Consider the following 26,486-nt stretch of genomic DNA (forward strand, 5'->3'; position numbering starts at 1 on the left):
CGATGGTACGACGCGCGTTGCAGCCCCTTCTCCTCAGGCAGATTGGCATCTGCCCCCTCTGCAACACGGCCATCAACCCCAGAGCTCCGCCTGAGCTGCCCTCTCGGATGTGACCAAGTCGTACTAGCTGATGAGGTCCCTCTCCTCTCGCTCGAACCGGGGCGGTACCATCCGTCCGCAATGGATTCCCCTTCCGAGCTGACTCCCACCGCCAGCCCTCCGGTCCCCGAGTCGCCGCGCCCCCGCGTGTGGTCGGTGCTGGTCGCGCTCGTGCTCCTGCGGGTGACGATCTTTGTTGGGACCATCATCGTAGCCGGCATCGCGGGGGCCATTGAGATTGCACAATCCGGCATCGACCCTCGGGACAGCGCTGCCATGGCGACGCTGACGGAGAAGATCAAGTACATGCCCTGGTTGCAGGTGGTGGCCGTGATGATCTCCAGCAGCCTGGGGCTCACAGCCGCGCTCCTGGGCGGCAGGCTGTCCCCGATTGCCCTGCGCGACCGGTTGCGCCTTCGAGTCGGAACTCCGCTGCCCGTATGGTCTTGGGGCGCCGCGCTGGTGGGTTGCTTGGCGATGGGGCAGGCCATGAAAAGTCTGGCTGTGCTCGCCGGATTCTGGGATTGGGCGGAGACACTGAAAGCATTGCATGTCACGAGTCAAAGCTCGGTCGTGATCTTTACGCTGTTCCTGGTCTTCGGCGCGTTGGTGGGAGGCACGGCAGAGGAACTCTTCTTCCGGGGCTATCTGCAGACGCGGCTCGTGGAGCGCTGGGGGCGTGCAGCGGGAATCGCGGGAGCTGCGACCCTTTTTGGCCTCATGCACCTGGATCCCATCCAAGCCCCCATGGCCCTGGTGGCGGGCTTGTTCCTGGGATGGCTCGCGGAGCGCACGGGAAGCCTGCGGCTCCCGGTGTTCGTCCATGTCTTCAACAACCTGACGTCGTTCCTGCTGTCTCGCTATGCGCCGCCCATCGCGCAGTTGCCGACCTCCGTGCACGTGACGCTGCTGGTCGCGTGCTCACTGGCGTTCGTGGGAACAGTGACAGTGCTGAGACGGATGGATGCTCGGTCCCCGGAGCCGCTGCTCACCGGGGCCTGAAACCCTCAGGGCCCCACGGCGCCGCGAGCCTCGCCGGTCGCATCCGGCAACTCCGCCGCCAGCTTCGCCCTCAGCGTGGCCACGATGTCCGGATGGTCTCCCGCCACGTCGCGCAACTCCGACGGATCCGACACCGTGTCAAAGAGCTGCACCCGCACTCCATCCGGAGTAGGCAGCTCCAACAGCTTCCACCGTCCCAGATACAAACCCCGGTGCCGCGCCCGGCGCACGGGGCCTTCCCACTCCGGCTTCAGCGCAATCTCGCCCGTGTCGCCCTCCACCATCGCAATATCATACAGCCACGGATACGGCACGCGCACCGTCTGATACGCATGCCCATCCCTGTCGCTGAACCAGATATCCGTTTCAATCAGCGCGGGCACATCCGGCAACGCCTTGGGCTCAGGCCCCGGCCGAGCGAGCGGCGCCAACGAGCGCCCCCGGAATGACTCCGGCGCGGGCACGCCCAGCAAATCCAACACCGTCGGCGCCACGTCCAGCGAGCGCGCCCGTTGCGTCACCTGCCGCCCTGAAGCCACCTGCCCGGGCATCCGCACCACGAACGGGATGCGCAACCCCGCGCTGCCCCACAAATGATCACCGTGGCCTTGGCCTAGCCCTTCATCCTCCAGGTGCTCTCCGTGGTCCGAAACCAGCACCACCAGCGTGTCATCCCACCGGCCCCGCCGCTCCAGGTCCGCGCGCAAGTTGCCCACGAGCCCATCGAACGTGCGCACTCCAGCGTCGTAGTTCGCTCCCAACGCCGCGACATCCTCCGGCGTGGTCGCGGGCGCATCCGGATCCACCTCCATCCGAGGCGTCGCTCCAAACCGCCAGGGCCCCCGATATCCCCGCTCCACGTACTTGCCCTCCAGCGGCCACGGAGCGGCGTACGGGAAGTGCGTGGACGACGCGAACACCACCAGCGCGAACGGCGCATCCTCCGGCAGCCCGTCCAGCACATGCCGCACCCGCGTGCGTAGCGGGGCAGGGTCCGTCAGCTCCGGGAACTCGCCTCGTTCCTTGAACAGCCCCGGCGCCAGCGCCGTCCACGGCAGCAACGCCACGTGGGTGATGAGCATCCGCTGCCGCACCAGGTCCGGGAAGCGGAAGTCCGGCGCGGACACCTTCTGGAAGCCATACGGGAACCGCGAGAAATGATCCCCCGCGTAATCCGCCACCACCGCCGTGCGGTACCCCTGCGCCTCCAGCGCTGTCGCCAGCGTGGTGAGCTTCGTCTCGCGCGCCTCGCGTCCCACCAGCGTGTGCACCACCGGGTGCTCGCCCGCGTACTGTGACGTGAGCAGCGTCGTCCACGACGGCGCCGTGCGCGGCACCTGCACCACCGTGTCGTTGAAGCGCGTGCCCTCCTCCATCAGCCGGTCGATGTTCGGCGACGTGGGCCGCGAATAGCCGTTGCCCGACAGGTGGTCCGGCCGCAGTCCGTCCGACGCCAGGATGAGCAGGTTCGGCCGCGCACGTCCGGTGGACTCCGGCCCCTGCTCCGTCCGCGTCAGCCCCAGCCCCGTGAAGCCCGCCACCGCCGCCGCGGCCGTCACGCCGCCCAGCACGCCGCGCCAGCGGGATGACTCCGCCAGCCACCGTCCCACCACCGCCAGCACGCTCAACACCGGCAGCACCCACGCCGCGAACGTCCACCCCGACGGCTGCGTGCCGCTCAGCCCCCGCAGCACCGCCGCCGTCACCTCCGAGCGCTCGTACAGCGTCGCCGCGTACAGGTGCGGATGCCGCGCCATGTCCGCCGCCACCAGGAAGCCCTCCACCACCAGGCACCCCAGGCCGCTCAGCCAGAACACCGCGCGCCGGCTCCGCTCCGCCGCCCACAGCCCGGCCCCCAGCAGCGCACCCAGTAACAGCCCCACCACGCAGTACGCGCCCAACAGCCGCGCCACCTGCCACAACACCACGCTCCGCCACTCGCTCCACACGTACTCCGTGACGACGCGGCTCTCGTTCCCCTGGTAACCCAGTTGCATGTTCAGCAGGGCACAGAGCGTGTAGAGCGCCAGGAAGACGAGCAGGCCCGCCCGGCAGCCCAGCAGGAGGGCGCGAGCGAGCGTCGGCGGTGTACGGGCGAAGGCGGGCATCCTGGGGCAGCGTGGTCACGAATCCCACGGCGGCCACCCCATGGCCGGAGGGAGTGCCCACGCCCGGACGGACGGGGGGCTGGAATTCCGCTCCCGGTGTCTCCCAGGCCGGTTTTCCGGGCCCTGGATCCATCGCGGCTCCGCTGTTTTCACCTGCGCCGTTACTGGACTGGCGAGCAGGGGTTGCGGGCTCTAGTGTTCGGGCGCCTCTTTCTTCACCGGGAGCCGGAACGCCCATGTCCTTTACCCACCTTCACCTCCACACCCTCTATTCGCTGCTGGATGGGGCCATCCGGATGAAGGACCTCATCAAGACGGTGAAGGAGAAGGGCATGTCGAGCGTGGCCGTGACGGACCACGGCAACATGTTCGGCACCATCGACTTCTACAAGAAGGCCAAGGACGCCGGCATCAAGCCCATCCTCGGCCTGGAGGCCTACGTCGCGGGCCCCAAGGGGCGCGAGGACCGTTCGGAGAAGGTGGCCCACCACCTCATCCTCCTGGCCAAGAACGCGGAGGGCTACGCGAACCTGCGCTACCTGTCCTCCACCGCTTACATGAACGGGTTCTACTACCACCCGCGCATCGACAAGCAGGTGCTCGCGGAGCACAGCAAGGGCCTTGTCGGTCTCACCGCGTGCCTGGGCGGTGAAGTCACGAGCGCGTGCTTCCGCGGCGACATGGACAACGCCCGCCGCGTGGCCGCCGAATACAAGGGCATCTTCGAGCCCGACAGCTTCTACCTGGAGGTCCAGTCCAACGGCATGGTCGAGCAGGACAAGGCCAACGAGAACCTGAAGCAGCTGTCTCGTGACCTGGACATCCCGCTCGTCGCCACCGCGGACGCGCACTACATCAAGCGCGAGGACGCCAAGGCGCACGAGCTGCTCATGTGCATCGCCAGCGGCAAGACGCTGGCGGACAACAAGCGCCTGCGCCACTCCACCGACAAGCTCTACGTCACGAGCCCGGAGGAGATGCTCGGCTTCTTCTCCGACTCTCCGGAGGCCGTGCACAACAGCATGCGCATCGCGGACATGTGCAACGTGGAGCTGAAGCTGGGCAAGCCCATGCTCCCCACGTTCAAGGTGCCGGACGGCCACACCCCGGACACCTTCATGTCGGAGCTGTCCTACGAGGGCCTCCGCCAGCGCTTCAAGGAACTGGAAGGCCAGTACCCCATCGACCGCGAGCAGTACCAGGCGCGCCTCACGCTGGAGCTGGGCGTCATCCAGCGCATGGGCTTTTCCGGCTACTTCCTCATCGTCCAGGACTTCATCAACTGGGCCAAGGACCACAACATCCCGGTGGGCCCGGGCCGTGGCTCCGGCGCCGGTTCGCTGGTGGCCTACGCGCTGCGCATCACCGACCTGGACCCCATCCCGTACAACCTCCTCTTCGAGCGCTTCCTCAACCCGGAGCGCGTGTCGATGCCGGACTTCGATATCGACTTCTGCCAGGACCGGCGCGACGAGGTCATCAAGTACGTGGGCCGCAAGTACGGCGAGATGAACGTGGGGCAGATCATCACGTTCGGCTCGCTCAAGGCCAAGAGCGTGCTGCGCGACGTCTGCCGCGTCTTCGGCCTGCCGTTCAGCGAAGGCGACCGCATCGCCAAGCTGGTGCCCGAAGTCCTCAACATCACCTTGAAGGAGGCCATCGAAATGGAGCCTCGCCTCAAGGAGATGATCGAAAAGCCCCAGAACATCGGTGAGGTGGAGGGCAACCCCGTCACCACCAAGGACGTGCTGGAAATCGCGCTCGCGCTGGAGGGCCTGCACCGCCAGCCCGGCATGCACGCCGCGGGCGTGGTCATCGCGGACAAGCCGCTCTGGGAGTTCGTGCCCGTCTACCAGCCGCCCGGCGAGAAGATCCTCATCACCCAGTTCGCCAAGGACGAGGTGGAGGCCGCGGGCCTGGTGAAGTTCGACTTCCTCGGCCTGAAGACGCTCACGGTCATCCAGCACGCGCTGGACCTGGTGAACCGCAACCACGGCAAGGACATCAAGCGGCACGAAATCCCGCTGCATGACGAGAAGATGTGGCAGTTGATGGCGGAGGGCGACACCGCCGGCGTCTTCCAGATGGAGTCCAGCGGCTTCACCGAAATGGTGATGAAGCTCAAGCCCACCTGCTTCGAAGACGTCATCGCCGCGGGCGCGCTCTACCGCCCGGGTCCGCTGGACGCCGGCATGGTGGACGTCTTCATCAACCGCAAGCACGGCCGGGAGAAGGTGTCCTACCCGCACCCCAACCTGGAGCCGGTGCTCAAGGACACCTACGGCGTCATCGTCTACCAGGAACAGGTGATGCAGATCTCCCAGGTGCTGGGAGGCTACACCCTGGGCCGCGCCGACCTTCTTCGCCGCGCCATGGGCAAGAAGAAGGCCGAGGTCATGCAGGCCGAGCGGGCCGGCTTCCTCGAAGGCTGCAAGATCAACAACGTGGACCTGAAGGTCGCGGGCGAAATCTTCGACCTGATGGAGAAGTTCGCCGAGTACGGCTTCAACAAGAGCCACTCCGCGGCGTACGGCCTGGTCACCATCCACACGGCGTGGCTCAAGGCCCACTACCCGTGCGAATTCATGGCCGCCCTTCTCACCAGCGAGAAGGACAACACCGACAAGGTGGTGAAGCACATCGGCGAGGCCCGCGAGTCGGGCACGCAGGTGCTGCCGCCGGACGTGAACCTGTCCGACCTGGCCTTCGGCGCGGTGGAGGGGAAGATCCGCTTCGGTCTGGGCGCCATCAAGGGCGTGGGCGAGGGCGCCATCGAGTCCATCCTGGAGGCGCGCAAGGAAGGCCCCTTCAAGAGCCTCTTCGACTTCTGCGAGCGCGTGGACGGCCGTCGCGTGAACCGCAAGGTGCTGGAAGCGCTGGTCAAGGCCGGCGCCTTCGACTTCGAGAAGCGCCCCCGCGCGCAGCTCTTCGAGACCATCGAGCGCGCGATGAACCGCGGCTCCTCCAGCCAGAAGGACAAGGCCGCGGGCCAGAGCTCGCTGTTCGGCATGCTCTCGGGTCCCGCGTCCGCCGGCACCGGCCTCAAGGATGACTACGCGGCGGTGGAGGAGTGGCCGGAGAAGGAGCGCCTGGCCTTCGAGAAGGAGTCCATCGGCTTCTACGTGTCCGGCCACCCGCTGTACCAGTACGAGAAGGAGCTCAAGCGCTACGCGCGGCCCATCACCGCCGTGCAGCGCGCGCGCCGCGACGAGAAGCTCACCGTGGCGGGCATCATCACCGTGCTGCGCGAGCGCCCCACCAAGACGGGCAAGCGCATGGCGTGGGTCACCATCGAGGATTTGTCCGGCTCCACGGAGCTGGTGTGCTTCCCGGGCAAGGACGGCACGCGCAACGTGATGGGCAAGGACGGCAAGTGGGCCAAGCAGGGCCCCAAGCCGGGATACGAGCACTGGGAGCACCTGCTCAAGTCGGACGACCCCATCCTCGTCACCGGCACCGTGCAGATTTCCCAGCGCGACGAGAACACGCCCACCGCGGAGCTCATCGTCGACGACATCCAGAGCCTCAAGGCCGTGCGTGAGAAGCGCACCAAGCGGCTGGAGCTGCGGCTGCCCGCGGAGATCGTCACGGAGGAGCGGCTGGCGAAGCTCAACGAGCTGGCGAAGAAGTACGCGGGCGCGACCCCGGTGGCGGTGAGCGTGTTGTTCCCCGGGGAGGCGGAGGCGCACATCTCCGGCACCACCCTCAAGGTGCAGGTGAACGACGATTTGCTCCTCGCCGTGGACCGCCTCTTCGGGCAGAAGGTCGTCGAGTTCGGCTGATTTCGAAAGGAAGCGACTCCATGGCGGACAGCGTGTTCAAGGATGGGCTGCTCAAGGGCAAGACGGCGTTCGTCTCCGGCGGCAGCAGCGGCATCAACCTCGGCATCGCCACCGCGTTCGTGAAGGCGGGCGCGAAGGTGGCCATCAACGGCCGCAACGTGGAGAAGCTGGAGGGCGCGGTGAAGGGCCTCCAGGCCCACGGCACCGCCATGGGCGTGGCCGCGGACGTGCGCGACTACGCGTCCGTGGAGAAGGCGTTGCAGCAGGTGAAGGACGCATACGGCGAAATCGACGTGCTGGTGTGCGGCGCGGCCGGCAACTTCCCCGCGCCCGTGCTGGGCATGTCCTCCAACGGCTTCAAGGCGGTGATGGACATCGACGTGCTGGGCACCTTCAACGTGTCCCGCGCCGCCTTCGAACACCTGCGCAAGCCGGGCGCCGCCGTCATCAACATCTCCGCGCCCCAGGCGTACCTGCCCATGGCCATGCAGGCCCACGTGTGCGCCGCCAAGGCCGGCGTGGACATGCTCACCCGCGTGCTCGCCATCGAGTGGGGCGGCACGGGCGTGCGCGTCAACGCCATCACCCCGGGCCCGATTGAAGGCACGGAGGGCATGAGCCGCCTCGCCCCGTCGGAAGGCGCCCGGCAGAAGCTCGCGGAAGCCCTGCCGCTCCAGCGATTCGGAAAGCCGGATGACATCGCCCGGCTGGCCTTGTTCCTGGCGTCGGACGCCGCGTCGTACATCACCGGCTCCATCATGGTCTGCGACGGTGGCCAGTCCCTGCTGGGCGGTGCCGCGGTGCTCCAGGCCATCAACGGCTGATTGCAGTGGATGTGCAGTGTCCCGGCCCTGCGTCGCGGTGCCCGGGGGATGTCTGCTAGAAGGCATTGCAACCCCGCGTGCTGCGCACGCCGCAGCGCGGGGCTGCTTGCCGGACGGAGACATCCATGACCCCACGGATTGCTGTGCTCGCCCGCTGTCTGGGTTTGAGCGTGTTGTGTCTTGGGCTGTCGCTGGGCTGCACGGAGCCCGGAATCTCCCCGCAGCCGCCGCCCGAGGACGTGGTGGACGCGGCGGCCTCCACGGTGGTGGTGGACCCGCCCACGGGCGTGCTCGCGAACGGTCGGGACACGGCGGTCATCACCGTGACGGCGTTGCGCAAGACGGACGGCTCCCCGTTGTCCGGGCTCGCGGTGTCGCTGACGGTGGAAGGGGAGGGCGCCTCCGTCCTGGAATCGGCGGCCATCACTGACATCAACGGCGAGGCCCGGGCGCGGGTGTCATCCATGGTGCCCGGCGTGAAGACGGTGAGGGCGTCGGTGACGGATGACCTCGGCAGGCGGGTGCCGCTCACCGCGACAGCCACGGTGGACTTCGCGGACGTCAACACCGTGAAGACGCTGGCGTTCCGCTCGGCGCTGCCGGACGGCGTGGCGGGTGTGCCGCTCCAGGGCCTGGTCGTGGAGGTGCGCAACGGCGCCGACGCGGTGGTGACGGGCAGCACGGTGGAGGTGACGCTGTCGCCAGGCTCCGGCGGCATCGAGCCTCCGGAGGGCCTGCTGACGGTGGCCGCGGTGAATGGCGTCGCGACCTTCCCGGACGTGGTGCTGAAGAAGGCGGGCGGGGGCTACCACTTCATCGCGAACGCGCCGGACTTCGAGCCCGTGGCCAGCACCTTTTTCTCGGTGGCTCCCGGTGCGGTGTCGGCGCTGGGGCTGGACCGCATCCTGGATACCACCACGGCGGGTGCGACGGAGGCCCTGGAGGTCACGCTCGCGGACGCGTACGCCAACACGGCGACGAACTACACGGGCACGGTGACGCTGACGTCCACGGACGCGGCCGCGACGCTGCCCTCCCACACGTTCACCGCCGCGGACGCGGGCAGGTTCAAGTTCCAGGGCATCACCTTCCGCACGGCCGGGCCCCAGTTCCTGACGATTGCTGACAGCGCAGGGGCCTTCTCGTTCACCTCCCCCGTGGACGTGTCCGGCGCGTTGCCCACGCACATGGTCTTCACGCAGCAGCCTTCGTCGCGCGTGTCGACGCGCGGAGCCCTGGGCACCGTGAAGGTCGAATTGAAGGACGCCTTCGGCAATACGTCGCCGGTGACTGGCATCCTGGTGCATGTCTCGGTGCCGGCGGGTGCCTTCACGCTGTCGGGAGGGTTGCAGCAGTGGGCTGACGGCGGTGTCGCGACGTTCCCGGACCTGAGCATCGCGGGACATGGCACCACTCACTTGATTGCCTCCGTGGCGCCTCTCCAGATGCAGGACGTGAGCAGCGCGGACGTGCAGGTGGTGGACGACGTGGCGCCCGCGAAGCCGGTGCTGACGCAGACGGGGGCCACGGAGACGGGCCTCACCGTGCAATGGACGGGCGTGGGTGATGACGGTGTGCAGGGACAGCTGACGTCGCAGGAGCTGCGCTACTCCACGTCCGCCATCACCACGGACGCGGCCTTCAACGCGGCGACGCCGGTGACGGTCGCCGCCCCCGTGCCCGCGGGCGCGGTGCAGTCCGCGACCCTCTCCGGGCTCGGGGCGGGCCAGACGTACCACGTGGCGCTGAAGGTGACGGACGCGCACGGCAACTCCGCGCGGTCGGACAGCCTCGCGGTGTCCACGGCGGATCCGCAGGTGACGCAGCTGGCGTTCACGCCGCAGCCGTCAAACGGCACCGCGGGTTCGGTGCTCGCGGACGTGAAGGTGTCGCTGCTGGACGCGCGGGGGGACGTTGTCCCCAAGGCCACTACGGCGGTGACGCTGAGCCTCACCGGTCAGCCCGGCTTCACGGCGGTGACGGTGGCGGCGGTGAATGGCGTGGCCACGTTCCCTGGCCTGCGCGTGGACACGGCGGGCACGTTCACGTTCACCGCCACGGCGGGAGCGCTGACGAAGGTGAGCCAGCCCTTCACGGTGGACGCAGGTGCCGCGGCGAAGCTCGTGCTGGCGGCCTTCACGGACCCCATCGATGCAGGCGACTCAGCCGATGTGAGCGTGTCCGCGACGGATGCCTACGGGAACATCCTCAAGGACTACGCCGGCACGGTGCACTTCACGTCCTCGGACACGCAGGCGGTGCTGCCTCCGGATGCGACCTTCACGCCGGCGGACCAGGGCGAGAAGACGGTCTCCGGCCTCGTATTCAAGACGGCAGGCACGCAGTCGCTCACCGTCATGGATACCGCGACCCCGGCGCTCACCGGGACGGTGGACGCGGAGGTGCGCGCCAGCACGGCCGCGTCGTTCGAGGTTGTCGCGAGCGCGGGCCCCTTCGGCGCGGGCCAGTCGCTGAGCTACGAACTGGTGGCGCGTGACCTCTACGGCAACGTGGCGAAGGACTACGCGTCCACGGTGACCTTCTCGTCATCGGATGCGCAGGCGGTGCTGCCCGGCGCGTATACGTTCACCCTGCTGGACGAGGGCCGGCACACCTTCAGCGTGGAGCTGCGCACCGCGGGGGACCAGTCCGTCACCGCGGAGGACGTGGCGGACCCGTCGCTCACAGCCTCGCACACGTATTCCATCGTTCCGGCGGCCATCGACACACTGGTGTTCGTCTCCGCGCCCACGACGGGAGCGGTGCGGCAGGAATTGGCGGACGTGAAGGTCGCGCTGCGAGATGCATATGGCAACACCGTCAGCGACACCCCGACGGACGTGACGCTGGCGCTCGCGGGTGGAAGCTTCTCCCTGGCCAACCCCACGCGCACGACCGTGGAGGGTGTGGCGACCTTCGCCGGCCTCGTCGTGAATGACGAGGGCACGTATCGGTTTGAAGCCAGCGCGGACACATTGGGGGTCGCTACGTCCGGAGAGCTGCTCATCACCGACGCGGTGGCTCCGGCCATCGCGCAGGGCTTCAGCGCGACGGCTGCGTCCGGCACCAGCATCCGGTTGGACTGGCAGGCTCCCGGCGATGACGGCGTGCTGGGCACCGCCGGTCGCTACGAGCTGCGCTACGCCACGGAGGCCATCACCGAGGCGACGTTTGACGCGGCCACGCTCGTGATGGGCATGCCCGCGCCGCAGGCTCCGGGCACGGCGGAGGCCTTCACCGTCTCCGCCCTGGATGTGACGACGACCTACTTCTTCGCGCTGAGGACCTTCGACGGCGCGGAGAACGCCAGCGCGCTCGCCACCGCGAGCGCCACCACCCCCAGCCCTTGCGACGGTTACGTGTGCACGCCGGCGGCTCCGAGGTGCGCGGAGGATGCGAAGACACGGGAGGTGCCCACGTCTGCGTGCGTGGTTCGCAACGGCATGCCGACCTGCGAGGCCGGCGCGGTGGAGCGCCAGGTGTGCCCCGGCGTGGACGCGGTCTGCCACGCGGGCGCGTGCACCCTGGCGGCGTCGTTTCTGAATGTGGGTGAGCTGGTCATCTCCGAAGTGATGCACTCGCCGTCCGCCGGGACGACGGAATACCTGGAGCTGACCAACACCAGCTCGAAGCTGATGAACCTGAATGGCATGCAGGTGCACTTCACGAGCAGTCAGGGGTCGTACGTGGGTTTCACGGTGCTGTATGACAAGCCGCTGTTGGTTGAACCGGGCGGCCGGGTGGTGCTCGCGCAGGACGCGAACCCGGCGACCAACGGTGGGGTGCCCGCGAGCTACGCGTATGGCACGCACATGCGCATGGACAGCACGGGCTCCATCGACATCCGGGGGCTGTTTGGCCCACCGGGGGCTCCGTCGGTGGACGAACTTGAGTACCGGAACAACTTCCCGAAAACGCCCGGCCGCGCGATGAGCCTCGCGTCCAGCATCATCGGCACGCCGGCCAGCGCGCGGTCACGGTCCTGGTACTGGTGTGACTCCTCCGGCAGCCTGTCGGGCGGGGACCGGGGCACGCCGGGCCAGCCCAACGACGACTGCGGCATCAACGTCCAGCCACCGGTGGACTTCTGCAACATCCAGCGCCCGAAGACGTTCCCGGAGGACATCTACCCGGCCACCATCACCACCACCGCGACCTACGCCATCACCAGCACGTTCTCCGACTTCGACGTCACCACCCGGAACCCGACCGGCAATGACTTCCATCCGCGCATCGAGGCGCAGCTGGGGTACGGCACGGACGCGGCCCAGCCGGCGGGCTGGACGTGGATCCCGGCCGACTTCAACGTGAACTACGGCGTGTCCGGGGGAAGCGTGAACGACCAGATGAGGGCCTGGATGAACATTCCCACGGCCGGCACGTACCGCTATGGCTTCCGCTACCGGTTCAAGGACGCGGGCGCGCCGTGGGTGTATTGCGATCGGAACGGCATCACCGTTCCGCCCGCGGGCACGTACGGCTCGGTGACGGTGGTGGCGGACGTGAAGCCGCCGCTGACGGACCATGTCGTCATCAGCGAGTTCAGTGGGGGAAAGCCCTACGTCAGCGAGGATGAGTTCATCGAGCTCTACAACCCGACGCACGCGGACGTGGACCTGTCGGGCTGGGAGGTGGGCTACATGCCCGGCGACGGGAGCAGCTACACGACAGTCATCCTCCCGGCCGGAAGCCTGATTCGCGCTCACGGCTTCTTCCTACTGGGCGGCGCGACCTACACGGGAATGGTCGCCGCGGACGTCGCGTACTCTGCTTTCGACGCAACGGACTCCTGGCCCGGTGGTCATATCCGCCTCCAGCGCCCATCCGGGTCGACCTTCACCGAAGTGGACAGGCTCGGGTACGGCGCCGCCAGCCATCCCGAGGGTTCCGCCGCCACGTACTCCACATACGGAAGCTTGATCCGCAAGGCCGTATCCACCTCCATCCTCGCTGAGCAGGTGTCCCTGATTGGCAGGGATTACTGGCGGGGGAACGGTTACGACACGGACAACAACGCGGCGAACTTCTGGAACATCCCGAACCGGGAGCCGCAGAACTCCGCGAGCCCGCTCGAGTTCTACTGACCGCTCCCACGTGGGGGCGATTCCAGTTGATATGCAAACTTCCGGCCCTGCTTCGCGGTGGCAGGGGGATGTCTGCTAGAAAGCACTGCAACCCCACGTGAAGCGCACGAAGCCGCGCGGGGTCTGCTCGCTGGACGGAGACATTCATGTCCCCACGGATCGCTGTGCTCGCCCGCTGTCTGGGGTTGAGCGTGCTGTGTCTGACCCTGTCGCTGGGCTGCACGGATTCTGGAACCCCGCCGCAGCCTCCTCCGGAGGTGGAAGGCGTGGTGGACGCGGCGGCCTCCACGGTGGTGGTGGACCGGCCCACGGGAGTGCTGGCGAACGGCAGCGACGTGGCGGTCGTCACCGTGACGGCGCTGCGCAAGGCGGACGGCTCGCGGCTGTCCGGGCGCACCGTGTCGGTGACGGTGGAGGGGGAGGGTGCCTCCGTTCTGGGGTCGGCGGTGCTCACCGACATCCGAGGCGAGGCGCAGGCGCACGTGACGTCCACGGTGCCGGGCGTGAAGACCGTGAAGGCGTCCGTGAAGGACGACACCGGCAAGATGGTGCCGCTCACCCAGACGGCCACGGTGACATTCGCGGACGTCAGCACGGTGAAGACGCTGGCCTTCCGCTCAGCGCTGCCGGATGGCGTGGCGGGCGAGCCGCTCAAGCTCCTGGTGGTGGAGGTTCGGGATGGCGCCGGCGCGGTGGTGACGGACAGCACGGCGGAGGTGACACTGTCGCTGGGCTCCGGCGGCATCGTGTTCCCGGAGGGCCAGGTGAAGGTGACCGCGGTGAACGGCGTCGCGACCTTCCCGGACGTGGTGCTGAAGAAGGCAGGCGGGGGCTACCACTTCATCGCGAACGCCCCGGGCTTCGAGCCCGTGGCCAGCACCGTCTTCTCGGTGGCGCCCGGTGCGGTGAAGGGGGTGGGGCTGGACCGCTTCCTGGACAACGTCACGGTGGGCGTGGCGGAGGCCCAGGAGGTCACGCTGGAGGACCTCCATGGCAACGCGGCGACGAACTACACGGGCACGGTGATGCTGACGTCCACGGACGCGGCCGCGACACTGCCCTCCCACACGTTCACCGCCACGGATGCGGGCAAGTTCAAGTTCCAGGGCATCACCTTCCGCACGGCCGGGCCCCAGTTCCTGACCCTCGCGGACAGCGCGGGCGCCTTCTCCTTCGAGTTCAGGGTGATGGTGTCCGCCGCGGCGGCCTCGAAGCTGGCGTTCACGCAGCAGCCGGCCACGCGCGTGTCGACGCGCGCCTCGCTGGGGACCGTGAAGGTGGCGGTGCTGGACGCCTTCGGCAACCCGGTGTCGGTGACCGGGCTGGCGGTGGAGCTGTCGCTGCCGGCGGGGGCCTTCACGCTGGGCGGGACCGTGAGCGCGGCGCCGGTGGACGGCGTCGCGACGTTCACGGGAGTGAGCATCGCGGGGCATGGCACCACGCACCTGGTGGCCTCCGCGCAGGGCCTGCAGGACGTGAGCAGCGCGGACGTGCAGGTGGTGGACGACGTGGCGCCCGCGAAGCCGGTGCTCACGCAGACCGGGGCCACGGAGACGGGCCTCACCGTGCAGTGGACGGGCGTGGGGGATGACGGTGTGCAGGGGCAGCTGACGTCGCAGGAGCTGCGCTACTCCACGTCCGCCATCACCACGGACGCGGCCTTCAACGCGGCGACGCCGGTGACGGTCGCCGCCCCCGAGCCCGCGGGCACGGTGCAGTCCGCGACCCTCTCCGGCCTGACGCCGGGCCAGACGTACCACGTGGCGCTGAAGGTGACGGACGCGCACGGCAACTCCGCGCGGTCGGACAGCCTCGCCGTGTCCACGGCGGATCCGTCGGTGACGCAGCTGGCGTTCTCGACGCAGCCTTCGAATGGCAACGCGGGCTCGGCGCTCGCGAACGTGGCCGTGTCGCTGCTGGACTCGCGTGGCGACGTGGTCTCCACGGCCACCACGGCGGTGACGCTGACCCTCACCGGGCAGCCGGGCTTCCAGGCGGTGACCGTGGCGGCGGTGGACGGCGTGGCCACCTTCTCCGGCCTGCGCGTGGACACGGCGGGCACGTTCACGTTCACGGCCACCGCAGGTCCGCTGACGCAGGTGAGCCAGTCCTTCACGGTGGGCGCCGGCGCCGCGGCGAAGCTCGTGCTGGCGGCCTTCCCGGACCCGGTCGATGCGGGCGACTCGAATGACGTGACCGTGTCCGTGACGGATGCCCATGGCAACCGCATCCAGGGCTACACCGGCACGGTGCACTTCACGTCCTCGGACGCGCAGGCGGAGCTTCCCGCGGACGCCGTCTTCGCCCCGGAGGACCAGGGGGAGAAGACCGTCTCCGGCCTCGTGTTCAAGACGGCGGGGACGCAGTCGCTCACCGCCGCGGACACCGCGACCCCGGCGCTCACCGGGACGGTGGACGCGGAGGTGCGCGCCAGCACGGCCGCGTCCCTGGAAGCCGTCGCGAGCGCGGGCCCCTTCGGCGCGGGCCAGTCGCTGAGCTACGAGCTGGTGGCGCGTGACACCTACGGCAACGTGGCGAAGGAGTACGCGTCCACGGTGACGTTCTCCTCCTCGGATGCGCAGGCAGTGCTGCCCGGCGCGTATACGTTCACCCTGCTGGACGAGGGCCGGCATACCTTCAGCGTGGAGTTGCGCACCGCCGGAGACCAGGAGGTCACCGCGGAGGACGTGGCGGACCCGTCGCTCACGGCCTCGCATACCTACGCCATCATCCCCGCCTCCGGAGACCACCTGACCTTCGCCTCCGCGCCCACGACGGGTGGGGTGCGGCAGTCGCTGGTGGACATCGAGGTCGCGGTGCAGGACGCCTACGGCAACACCGTCACGGACGCGGCGGTGGACGTGCAGCTGGCGCTGGCGGGCGGCACCTTCGCCCAGGGACTCCCCACGCGCACCACCGTGGGCGGCGTGGCCACCTTCGCTGAGCTCAGCGTCAATGACGAGGGCACCTACCAGTTCCAGGCGAGCGCGGACGAGTTCCAGGACATCACGTCCGCGGACCTGATCATCTTCGACACGCAGGCACCGGCCGCCGCGGCGGGCTTCAGCGCGACGGCGGTGGACGGCGCCAGCATCCGGCTGGACTGGCAGGCGCCGGGCGATGACGGCGCCCTGGGCACGGCCGCTCGCTACGAGCTGCGCTACGCCACGGCCGCCATCACTGACGCCAACTTCGGCTCGGCCACGCTGGTGACGGGTGTGGGCACGCCGAAGACGGCGGGTACGGCGGAGTCCTTCACCGTGACCGGCCTGACGGAGGCCACGACGTACCACTTCGCGCTGAAGGCGTTCGACGGCGCGGACAACGCCAGCGCGCTGGCCACCGCGAGCACCGCCACCACCAACCCGTGCAGCGGCTACGTGTGCACGCCGCCCGCGTCCCAGTGCGCGGAGGACGGCACGTCGCTGGAGGTCTACGCGTCGGTGTGCGTGGTGCAGAACGGCGCGCCGACCTGCGTGGACGGCGAGATGACGCTCCAGGCCTGCCCCGGCGCGGACGCGGTCTGCTACGCGGGCGCGTGCACCAACGCGCCGCACCCGGGCGCGGGCGAGCTGGTCCTCTCGGAGGTGATGCACTCGCCGTCCGCGGGCACCACCGAGTACCTGGAGCTGACCAACACCACGTCGAAGCTGCTGGACGCCAACGGCCTGGTGGTGGACCTGGTGGACGGCGCGGGCACGGCCACGTCCATCACGGTGAACCACGGCCACGCGCTGCTGGTGCCGGCGGGGGGCCGCACGGTGCTCGCGCAGAACGCGAACTTCGGCACCAACGGCGGCGTGGCGGCGAACGACGCCTGGGGCACGGACAAGTCCATGGACAGCACCGGTTCCATCACGCTCAAGCAGGGCTCGGTGACGGTGGACAGCCTGACGTACACGAGCGCGTTCCCCCAGACGACGGGCCGGGCCATGAGCCTCGCGTCCAGCATCATCGGGACGAAGGGCAGCAGCCACGCCTGGTACTGGTGTGACTCCACCGGCAGCCTGTCGGGCGGGGACCGGGGCACGCCGGGCCAGGCCAACGACGACTGCGGCCTGAACGTGGAGAAGCCGCTCAACTACTGCGCCATCCAGTACCCGAAGACGTTCCCGTCGCCGGACGGCGCCTACCCGGCGGCCATCAACCCCAACGACAGCTACGACATCTTCAGCCAGTTCTACAGCTACGACGTCACGCAGCGGAACACGAAGGGCAACGACTTCTACCCCCGCATCGAGGCGCAGCTGGGCTACGGCACGGACGCCACCAACCCGGCGGGCTGGACGTGGACGGCGGCGGACTTCAACCCGGGCTTCACCACACCGAACTCGAACAACGACGAGATGAAGGCGGTCCTCCAGATTCCCATGGCTGGCACGTACAACTACGGCTTCCGGTACCGGTTCACGGACGAGCAGTGGGTGTACTGCGACCAGTTCGGCAGGGTGGATCCGCCTGCGGGCACCTACGGCTCGGTGACGGTGGGCAAGCCCGCGCTGACGAACCACGTGGTCATTAGTGAAATCAGCGGAGGCCTCACCGGGGCCGCGACGGACGAGTTCATCGAACTCTACAACCCGACGAACGCGGACGTGGACCTGTCCAACTGGCAGGTCAGCTATAAGTCCGCAGCCGGGCCAAGCTGGAGTTCCCCGGTCACCATTCCGGCCGGGAAGGTCATTCGCGCCCACGGCTACTTCCTCCTGGGCGGGGCGGCCTACCCCAGCACTGGCGCGGCCGCGAGGGACGTCGGCTACACCTTCGATATGTCGGCCTCCACGACCGCTGGTGGCAACGTCCGCGTCCAGCGCCTCGTGGGCTCGACGTACGTGGACGTGGACAGGCTGGGATGGGGAACCGCGGACTCCCCCGAAGGCACAAAGGGTCCGTCCCATCCGGCGTCGGGCGGAAGCATCGAGCGCATGGCCGTTTCCACTTCCATCTCCGCCACCATGGCCGTGGGTGGCGCGGACGCTGCCCGGGGCAATGGGTATGACACGGACAACAACAGCGCGAACTTCGTGACCCGCGCCGTCCGGCAGCCACAGAACTCCGCAAGCCCGCTCGAGTTCTACTGACGCCTCCGCCTCACCCTTGAAGTCCCAGGAAGGCCGCCTCCGGCACGCCGGGGCGGCCTTCCGCCTTTGGGACCCCGCCCGCCCGTCCGCCGCCCGACGGACGGGGCAGGGGAGGGCGTCCACTGCCCGGCAACCGCCTGCTCCGTGCAACACGGATGCTGCCAGGGCGTGCGGGGCGCATTAGCTTTGACCCCTTTCCCGCACACCCACGGCTTGAGAGGAGCCCTTCCCGTGTCCGACCCCCTGGTCCCCGACGCCGCCCGCCACGTCACCTGCCCGCCGGAGGAGTTCCGCCGCGCGAGCGAGGAGGCCCTGGCCAAGGCCCGCGACGGCATCGCGCGACTGAAGACGCTGCCCGCCTCCACGCCCCCCAAGGACGTCCTGGAGCTGTTCGACGAGTCCTCCGCCGCGCTGGATGACGCCGCCGCGCGCGCCAGCGTCGTGCGCCACACGCACCCGGAGGTCGCCCTGCGCGAGGCCGCGGAGGCCGCCGAGCAGGCCATCGAGAACCTGGCCAACGACATCCGCATGGACCGGGGCGTCTACGACGTCCTCGCGGCCGTGAGCCTGGCCAACGAGGACGCCGCCACGCGCAAGTGGATGGAGAAGGTGCTGCGCGACTTCCGCCGCGCCGGCGTGGACCGCGACGAAGCCACCCGCGCGAAGGTGAAGGCGCTCCAGGAGGAACTCGTCCGCATTGGCCAGGAGTTCAGCCGCAACATCAGCCAGGACACCCGCAAGGTGGCGCTGCCCCCGGCCGCGCTGGACGGCCTGCCGGAGGACTACGTGCGCGCGCACGCCCCCGGCGAGGACGGCCAGGTGCGCATCTCCACGGACTACCCGGACCTGGTGCCCTTCCTCACCTACGCGCGCGACGGCAAGGCCCGCGAAGAGCTCTGGCGCGCCAACCGCCAGCGCGGCTACCCCGCCAACGTGAACGTGCTCCAGAGCCTGGTGCAGAAGCGCCATGAGCTGGCCACGCTGCTGGGCTACCCCCACTGGGCCGCCTACGCCACCGAGGACAAGATGGTGCGCAGCGCGGATGCCGCGGGCACCTTCATCCGGAAGATCGCTGACGCGTCCGAAGAGCGCATGAAGCGCGACTACGCGGTGCTCCTGGAGCGCAAGCGCAAGGACGACCCGAAGGCCGACCAGGTGAACCCGTGGGACTCCGGCTACCTGGATGACCGCGTGAAGGCGGAGCAGTACGCCTTCGACTCGCAGACGGTGCGCCCGTACTTCGAATACACGCGCGTGAAGCAGGGCGTGCTGGACCTGACCGCGCGCCTCTTCGGCGTCACGTACCGCCCGGTGAAGGGCGTGCCCGTGTGGCACCCGGACGTGGAGGCCTATGACGTCTACGAAGGCCAGACGCTCAAGGGCCGCTTCTTCCTGGACATGCACCCGCGCGCGGACAAGTACAAGCACGCGGCCCAGTTCACGCTGACGAGCGGCAAGTCAGGGCGGCGGCTGCCGGAAGGCGCGCTCATCTGCAACTTCCCCAAGCCCGGCACGGAGCCCGCGCTCATGCAGCACGGCGACGTGGAGACCTTCTTCCACGAGTTCGGCCACCTGCTGCACCACATCTTCGGCGGCCACACGAAGTGGGCGGGCCTGTCCGGCGTGCGCACGGAGTGGGACTTCGTGGAGGCCCCGTCGCAGATGCTGGAGGAGTGGGCGCGCGACGTGACGTGCCTGCAGACCTTCGCGAAGCACTATCAGACGGGGGAGTCGCTGCCCGCGGACCTGGTGGAGCGCATGCTCGCCGCGGACGAGTTCGGCAAGGGCCTCTTCGTGCGACAGCAGATGTTCTACGCGGCGCTCAGCCTGGAGCTGTACCGGCGCGACCCGAAGGACCTGGACGCCACCGCGCTCGTGCGCGAGCTGCAGGGCCAGTACATCCCCTTCCCGTACCTGGAGGGCACGTACTTCCACCTCACCTTCGGGCACCTGGATGGGTACTCGTCCAACTACTACACGTACATGTGGTCGTTGGTCATCGCGAAGGACCTCTTCACGGTCTTCCAGACGAAGGGCCTGCTCAACCCGGAGCCCGCGCAGGACTACCGCCGCGCGGTGCTGGAGCCGGGCGGCTCCGACGACGCCGCGCGCCTGGTGCACCACTTCCTCGGCCGCGACTACGACTTCCGCGCGTACGAGGCGTGGCTGAACAAGGCCGCGTAAGCCGCTGACGACACGGCAGCCCCAGGAGGCTGGGGCTGCCGGTGCTGGAGCGGAACGTCACTCCACCTTCGTCTGCTGCACGCGCCAGATCTCCTCCGCGTACTGCTTGATGGTGCGGTCGGAGGAGAAGATGCCCGCGCGGGCGACGTTGATGATGCACTTCTTCGTCCAGGACTCGGTGTCCTTGTAGGCGCGCGCCACGTCCTCCTGCTTCGCCGCGTAGGCCGCGAAGTCCGCGAGCACCAGGTAGCGGTCCTCGTTGAGCAGGCTGTCCACCAGCGGCTGGAAGAGGTTGCGGTCCTCCGGGGAGAAGAAGCCCGAGCGGATGAGGTCCAGCGCCTCGCGCAGCTCCGTGTTGGACTCGTACACCTCGCGCGGCTTGTAGCCGGCCTTCTTGCGCGCGATGACCTCGTCCGCCGTGAGCCCGAAGAGGAAGAAGTTCTCGTCGCCCACCGCGTCGCGAATCTCCACGTTGGCGCCGTCCAGCGTGCCCAGCGTCAGCGCGCCGTTGAGCATCAGCTTCATGTTGCCCGTGCCGGACGCTTCCCAGCCCGCAGTGGAGATCTGCTCGGACACGTCCGCCGCGGGGATGATGCGCTCCGCCAGGCTCACCCGGTAGTTGGGCAGGAACACCACCTGCAGCCCCGTGGCGCCCGCGTCGCTGTTGACCACCTCCGCGATGCCGTTGATGAGCCGGATGGTCAGCTTCGCCAGGTGGTAGCCCGGCGCGGCCTTCGCGCCGAAGAGGAACGCGCGCGGCGCGATGACGCTGGACGGGTCGCGGCGCGCCTTCATCCACAGCGCCACGATGTGGACGGCGTCCAGCAGCTGCCGCTTGTACTCGTGCAGGCGCTTGATCTGCACGTCGAAGATGGCGTCCGGATTGAGCTGCACCCAGCGCAAATCCCTCACGTGCTGGGCCAGCTCGTCCTTGTTGGCGCGCTTCACCTCGCGGAAGGCCTTGCGGAACTCCGGGTCCTCCGCGTGCGCCTCCAGCTTCAGGAGTTGGTCCAGGTCCGTGGCCCAGCCCTCACCAATGCGGCTGGTGATGAGCTTGGACAGGCGCGGGTTGCACCACGCCAGCCACCGGCGCGGCGTCACGCCGTTGGTCTTGTTGTTGAAACGCTCCGGGTACATCTGCGCGAAGTCCGGCAGCACGTCGCGGCGCAAGAGGTCCGTGTGCAGCGCGGCCACGCCGTTGATGCTGTGGCTGCCCACCACGGCCAGGTGGGCCATGCGGATCTTCTTCTCCGAGCCCTCCTCCACCAGGCTCATCCGCTGCTGCTTCTCCACGTCGAACGGGTAGCGGATCTGCACCTGGCGCATGAAGCGCTGGTTGATCTCGAAGATGATTTCCAGGTGACGCGGCAGCAGCCGCTCGAACAGCGACACCGGCCAGCGCTCCATGGCCTCCGCGAGGAGCGTGTGGTTGGTGTAGCCGAACGTCTCCTGGGTGATGGACCACGCCTCGTCCCAGAGCAGGCGCCGCTCGTCCACCAGCACGCGCATCAGCTCCGCCACGCCAATGGCCGGGTGCGTGTCATTGAGCTGGATGGCCACCTTCCGGGAGAAGTCACGGAAGTCGTTGTGGTTCTTCAGGTAGCGCCGGACGATGTCCGCGATGGAGCACGCCACGAAGAAGTACTGCTGCTTGAGGCGCAGCTCCTTGCCGGCCTGGAACGCGTCGTTGGGGTAGAGGACCTTGGAGATGACCTCCGAGTCGTTCTTCTCCACCACGGACCGCTCGTAGTCACCGGCGTTGAACAGCAGCAGGTCGAACTCCGCGCTCGCGCGCGCCTGCCACAGCCGCAGCGTGTTGACGGTGTTGTTGCCGTAGCCCGCGATGGGTGTGTCGTACGGCACGCCAATCACCGTCTTGCCGCCCACCCAGCGCGCCACCGGCCGGCCATCCGGACCCTGGTGATGCTCCACGCGCCCGAAGAAGCGCACCGGCACCGCCTTCTCCGGCCGCACGATTTCCCACGGGTTGCCGAACTTCAGCCACTCGTCCGCGCGCTCCACCTGGTGTCCCTCCACCAGGTCCTGGGAGAAGATGCCGAACTCGTAGCGGATGCCGTAGCCCATGCCCGGGTAGCCCAGCGTGGCCAGCGAATCCAGGAAGCACGCCGCCAGCCGGCCCAGACCGCCGTTGCCCAGGCCCGCGTCCGGCTCCATCTCCAGCAGCTGGCTCAGGTCCACGCCGACTTCCTGCATGGCGGCGGCCGCGGCCTCGTACATGTTGAGGTTGAGCAGGTTGTTGCCCAGCGCGCGACCCAGCAGGTACTCCGCGGACAGGTAATAGGCGCGCTTGACGTCCTGCTCGTAGTAGGTGCGCGCCGTCTTCACCCAGCGGTCCGTGAGGCGGTCGCGCACGGCCAGCGACAGCGCCATGAAGCGGTCGTGCGGGGTGGCCGTCTCCGGGTTCTTGCCGCGCGAATAGCGCACGTGTTCGAAGAAGCCGCGACGGACGCTGGCCGCGTCGAGCCCGGTGCGGCCGCTGTCTTCGGGAGCTCCCGAGGCGGAGGGCGTGGGCGATGCGGGGCGCGCGGAGGCGGGAGGAGCCATAAGTCGGTCGTCTCGAAGGTCGCGAGGGGGTTGATGGACTGCGCAAGCGCCCGCGCTTTTGACGCGGGACGCCCATGACGGAAGGGTACCGTGTCACGCCAGCCCAGGGCAGGGGAAACCCTCGTCCCCTGCCGGGGTCGGCCGCTTCCCCCGCCAGGGAGGGAAGGTGCTCGGGGACCCGCCGTGACGCGGCGCGGCCCCAGGGCGTGTGAAGGCAAGCACATCCAATTCGTGGAAGGGCTGGAAGCGCGCGGAACTGGAGTAAAACGCTCGCGAATGTCCTTCCCCCTGGATGACCTGGAGCAGCGCATCGCCCTCACCCGGCCAGGGGACACGGTGCGGGGGCTGAGCTTCGCGGCGGTGCTGAGGCTCGTGCACCAGCGGCTGGGGCGTGACGCCGCGGAGCGCCTGCGCGCGCCGCTCATGCAGCGCAGCCCCGTGGACTTCTTCTCCTATCCGGCGGTGGATTTCCTGCGGCTGCTCGCCTTCGCGTCGGAGGCGCTCCAGCCGGAGTTCGGCACGCGCGACGCGGCCCTGCGGGCGTGCGGGCAGGCCATCGTCGGAACGTTCTTCGAGTCCACGGTGGGGCAGACGCTCCTGCGCCTCACCTCCGGCGGCGGAGACCCCAAGCGCCTGTACAGCAACGCGCCCGCGTCCTACTCCACCGCAGTGAGCTACGGGCAGCGCGAGTACCAGGCCCTGGGCGACAAGCGCGTGCGGCTGCTCTTCAAGGGCGACCTGCTGCCCGTGGAGGTCCACGAAGGCATCCTCATGGGCCCCCTCACCGCGGTGCACCGTGAAGGCAGTGTGCGGGGCTCCGAGCGGTGCCTGGGCGACTCCGAATTCATCATCGAGTGGACCTGACGGCTCGGCGACAAGCGACGGGCCCCGCTCCACCGTGAAGGGGAGGGGGCCCGGGGGCTTTCAACTCAAGACGCCTGAGGTTACTTCGTGGCGGTGGGCGGCGGGCCCGCCTTGCCGGCGACGGCGGCCACGGACACGGCGTCAATCTGCTGGGCCATGTCATGCGCCTTGGCGAGGAAGTCCGCCGTCAGCTCCTTGGGCAGCGGATCCGCGCGAGGGAACTTCTGGGTGAGCGGGTTGGCGTAGGTGCCGTTGCGCTTCAGGCCGAAGTGCAGGTGCGGGCCAGTGGAGCGGCCGGTGTTGCCGGAGTAGGCAATCACCTGCTTCTGCCGCACGCGCTGGCCGGCGCGCACGCCGTCACCGAAGCGCGACAGGTGCATGTACTGCGTCTCCATGCCGTTGGCGTGGCGCAGCAGCACCATGTTGCCGGCGGCGCCCGCGTTGCCCGCGGACACGACGGTGCCGTCCGCCACGGCCCACACCGGGGTGCCAATGGGCGTGCCGTAGTCCACGCCGTTGTGGTTCTTCAGGTACTGGAGCACCGGGTGGAAGCGCGACCCGAAGCTGCTGGTGACGTGCGCGTACTTCAGCGGGCTCTTGAGGAAGGTCTTCTTCGCGCTGGCGCCGTCCTCCTGGAAGAAGTTGGCCTCGCCGTTGGGCAGCACGTAGCGGAACACGCGCTTGTTGCCCACCAGGCCGCCTTCATACGTGGCCGCCAGCACCTCGCCGTAGCGCAGCACGCGGCCCTTGGAGACGAACTTCTCCACCAGGGCCTTCGCCTTGTCGCCCTTGCGCACGTCCCGGTAGAAGTCGATGTCCCACGCGAACACGTCCGACAGCACCAGGCCGATGGACGGGTCCTCGCCCGCGGCCAGCGTCGCCTCGTACAGGGACGAGTTGATCTCCAGCGACACCAGCGACACCTGCTTCTCCACCTCGATGGAGCGCTTGCTGCCGATGTACTTCTCACCGTCGCGGCGCACCTGCCACTCGTCCACGGTGCTCTGGCGGTAGTCGAAGAAGTCCAGCTCGCCGTTCTTCATCACCAGCCGGAACTGGTCGCCCACGCGCGACTTGCGGAAGTCGAACACGCCCTCCAGCGCGGAGATGACCGCTGTCACCTGCTCGTCGGGCAGCTGCGCGTCGTGCAGCGCACCCGCCAGCGTCTGGCGCGGCTCGATGCGACGGTTCTTGATTTCGAACTGGGTGGCGGCTTCGGACGTCGAAGCCACCCCGAGGGCGGCAAGGCAGAGGAGGGAAGCGGTCTTCATGGGGGGCGATACAGGAGTGTAGAGGACTGTTGGTCCTCCGCCCAAATCCTGACCGCACTTCCCAAGCCCGCCTGCCTGCTTCTGGGGCCCAGAGGCTCGGAAGGCTTACAGCTCCACTTTCTTTTCCGAGTGGTGCTGCCCGTCGTAGCGCAAGAGGGCCCCCTTACCGTCGTAGCGCGTGATGATGTTCACGGGCCGCCGCCACAGGGACTGGAGGTTGCGCAGCGTCTCCCGCGCGTAGTCGCCCTTCAGGTCCTGCCCGTCGTGCTTGTGCGCGAGCAGCAGCTCCGAGCGGTTCTCGTAGTTGCCATCCACGACTTCGATGATGGGCTGCCCGAAGTTGGTGAGCGACGTGAGCAGCTTGTTCTTCACCTTGCGGAACTCGCGGTCGAGGATTTCCCACGAGTTGCGCTTGTCGTTGAAGCCGTAGACGAAGAGCTTCTGCTGCTGGGCGAACTCGGCGGTGAGGAACGTGTCGATGAAGGTGATGTCGTTGTAGTGCTTGCGCACCTCGAAGATCTTCTCACGCCCCGCGCCCAGCTTCTTGTCCCAGGCCTGGCGTGCGCGAAGGTCATCGCACTCGTCCCACTCCTTGCCGAACTTGCCCTTGTTCCACCGGTCCTCGATGTCCCGCCACAGCTCGATGCCCAGCTTGTACGGGTTTATGGCGCCGGGGCGCACGCCCATGGTGCCGGAGTGGTGGTCCGCGTAGTCGATGATCTCATCGTCGCGCAGCGCCCGGCGGGTCATGATGGTGGAGTGCCAGTAGCTGGCCCACCCCTCGTTCATGATCTTCGTCTGGCCCTGAGGCGCGAAGTAGTACGCCTCGTCGCGAAGGATGGAGAGGATGTCCACCTCCCACGGCTCCAGCGGTGCGTGCTCCAGCAGGAAGTACAGCACGTCACGCTGCGGGCGCTCCGGGAAGCGCTTGCGCTGCTGCTTCTCGTCCTCGGCGCGCTTGCGCTGTGAGTCCATGAACTCGGAGGGGTTGATGAAGCCGCGCATGTACTCGCGGTTCACCTTGAAGCCCTCCACGCGCTCGTTGGACTTGGCCTCTTCTTCCGCGCGCTGCGGGTCCGGGTTGCGCCGGATGTGGGGCGCGTGCTGGTCGATGAGGTTCTCCAGCGACAGCGTCCGGTCGATGAAGTCCTCCACCTTCTCCACGCCAATCTTGTCCACCCACCGCCGGACGCGGGTGGCGTGATTGGCCATGTCATCAATCATCCGGCGGTTGGTGTGCCGGAAGGAGAAGTTGTTCTTGAAGAAGTCGCAGTGACCGTAGACGTGGGCCATCACCAGCTTCTGGTCCACCTCCGGATTGCTCTCCATCAAGTAGGCGTAACAGGGGTCATTGTTGATGACGAGCTCGTAGATTTTGGAGAGCCCGTACTCGTACCCCTTCGCCAGCTGCTCGTACTCCATGCCCCAGCGCCAGTGGGGATAGCGGGTGGGGAAGCCGCCGTAGGCGGCCACCATGTTCATCTCGTCGTAGCTCACCATCTCGAAGACGGTGTCGAAGAAATCCAGGCCGAACTCCTTGGCGTAGCCGTGGATTTCATCCCGCAGCGCTGCGAGTCGCGGTGTGAGGCTCTTGGGCATGGGGCGGTGGCTCCAGTGGGGGA

At 68.3% G+C, this 26,486-nt stretch carries 11 protein-coding genes; 7 read left to right on the forward strand and 4 right to left on the reverse strand.

The window, feature by feature from the left end:
- Positions 1–246 precede the first annotated feature (246 nt).
- Positions 247–1,101, forward strand: coding sequence for a CPBP family intramembrane glutamic endopeptidase (locus D7Y15_RS24895; protein WP_158629103.1), 855 nt, complete (start codon positions 247–249; stop codon positions 1,099–1,101).
- A 5-nt stretch (positions 1,102–1,106) separates the two neighbouring features.
- Here D7Y15_RS24895 and D7Y15_RS24900 read toward each other — a convergent pair whose 3' ends face one another.
- The gene (locus D7Y15_RS24900) at positions 1,107–3,209 is read right to left on the reverse strand and encodes a sulfatase (RefSeq protein WP_121754144.1); all 2,103 of its coding nucleotides are present in this window, start codon (positions 3,207–3,209) and stop codon (positions 1,107–1,109) included.
- A 236-nt stretch (positions 3,210–3,445) separates the two neighbouring features.
- Here D7Y15_RS24900 and dnaE point away from each other — a divergent pair, with 236 nt between their 5' ends.
- The 5 genes from dnaE to D7Y15_RS24925 all read left to right on the forward strand — a co-directional run bounded on the left by dnaE (position 3,446) and on the right by D7Y15_RS24925 (position 20,164).
- Positions 3,446–6,991, forward strand: a complete 3,546-nt coding sequence (dnaE, locus tag D7Y15_RS24905) for a DNA polymerase III subunit alpha (protein ID WP_121754145.1) — start codon at positions 3,446–3,448, stop codon at positions 6,989–6,991.
- Positions 6,992–7,011: 20 nt separating this feature from the next.
- Positions 7,012–7,815, forward strand: a complete 804-nt coding sequence (locus tag D7Y15_RS24910; RefSeq protein WP_120575841.1) for an SDR family oxidoreductase — start codon at positions 7,012–7,014, stop codon at positions 7,813–7,815.
- Positions 7,816–7,940: 125 nt separating this feature from the next.
- The gene (locus tag D7Y15_RS24915) at positions 7,941–12,899 is read left to right on the forward strand and encodes a lamin tail domain-containing protein (protein ID WP_121754146.1); all 4,959 of its coding nucleotides are present in this window, start codon (positions 7,941–7,943) and stop codon (positions 12,897–12,899) included.
- A gap of 146 nt (positions 12,900–13,045) precedes the next feature.
- Complete coding sequence (locus D7Y15_RS24920) at positions 13,046–17,980, forward strand: lamin tail domain-containing protein (RefSeq protein WP_148712861.1); 4,935 nt, start codon at positions 13,046–13,048, stop codon at positions 17,978–17,980.
- A gap of 231 nt (positions 17,981–18,211) precedes the next feature.
- Positions 18,212–20,164, forward strand: coding sequence for a M3 family metallopeptidase (locus D7Y15_RS24925; RefSeq protein WP_121754148.1), 1,953 nt, complete (start codon positions 18,212–18,214; stop codon positions 20,162–20,164).
- A gap of 57 nt (positions 20,165–20,221) precedes the next feature.
- Here the strand turns inward: D7Y15_RS24925 and D7Y15_RS24930 are convergent, their stop codons facing one another.
- A complete protein-coding gene (locus D7Y15_RS24930) occupies positions 20,222–22,729 on the reverse strand; it encodes a glycogen/starch/alpha-glucan phosphorylase (protein WP_120575837.1) in 2,508 nt (835 codons plus the stop codon).
- A gap of 276 nt (positions 22,730–23,005) precedes the next feature.
- On the opposite strand from D7Y15_RS24930, the gene D7Y15_RS24935 reads away from it, so the two are divergent.
- Entirely contained in the window at positions 23,006–23,593 is a 588-nt protein-coding gene (locus tag D7Y15_RS24935; RefSeq protein WP_120575836.1) for a DUF2378 family protein, read from the forward strand.
- 80 nt (positions 23,594–23,673) lie between these two features.
- On the opposite strand, the gene D7Y15_RS24940 is transcribed toward D7Y15_RS24935, so the two are convergent.
- Both D7Y15_RS24940 and D7Y15_RS24945 read right to left on the reverse strand, forming a co-directional pair.
- Positions 23,674–24,864, reverse strand: a complete 1,191-nt coding sequence (locus D7Y15_RS24940; protein WP_120575835.1) for a peptidoglycan DD-metalloendopeptidase family protein — start codon at positions 24,862–24,864, stop codon at positions 23,674–23,676.
- Between the two features lie 105 nt (positions 24,865–24,969).
- Positions 24,970–26,463, reverse strand: coding sequence for a SpoVR family protein (locus tag D7Y15_RS24945; RefSeq protein WP_120575834.1), 1,494 nt, complete (start codon positions 26,461–26,463; stop codon positions 24,970–24,972).
- Between the last annotated feature and the right edge of the window lie 23 nt (positions 26,464–26,486).

It is taken from the genome of Corallococcus sp. AB030, from assembly GCF_003668965.1.
Classification (GTDB): domain Bacteria; phylum Myxococcota; class Myxococcia; order Myxococcales; family Myxococcaceae; genus Corallococcus; species Corallococcus exiguus.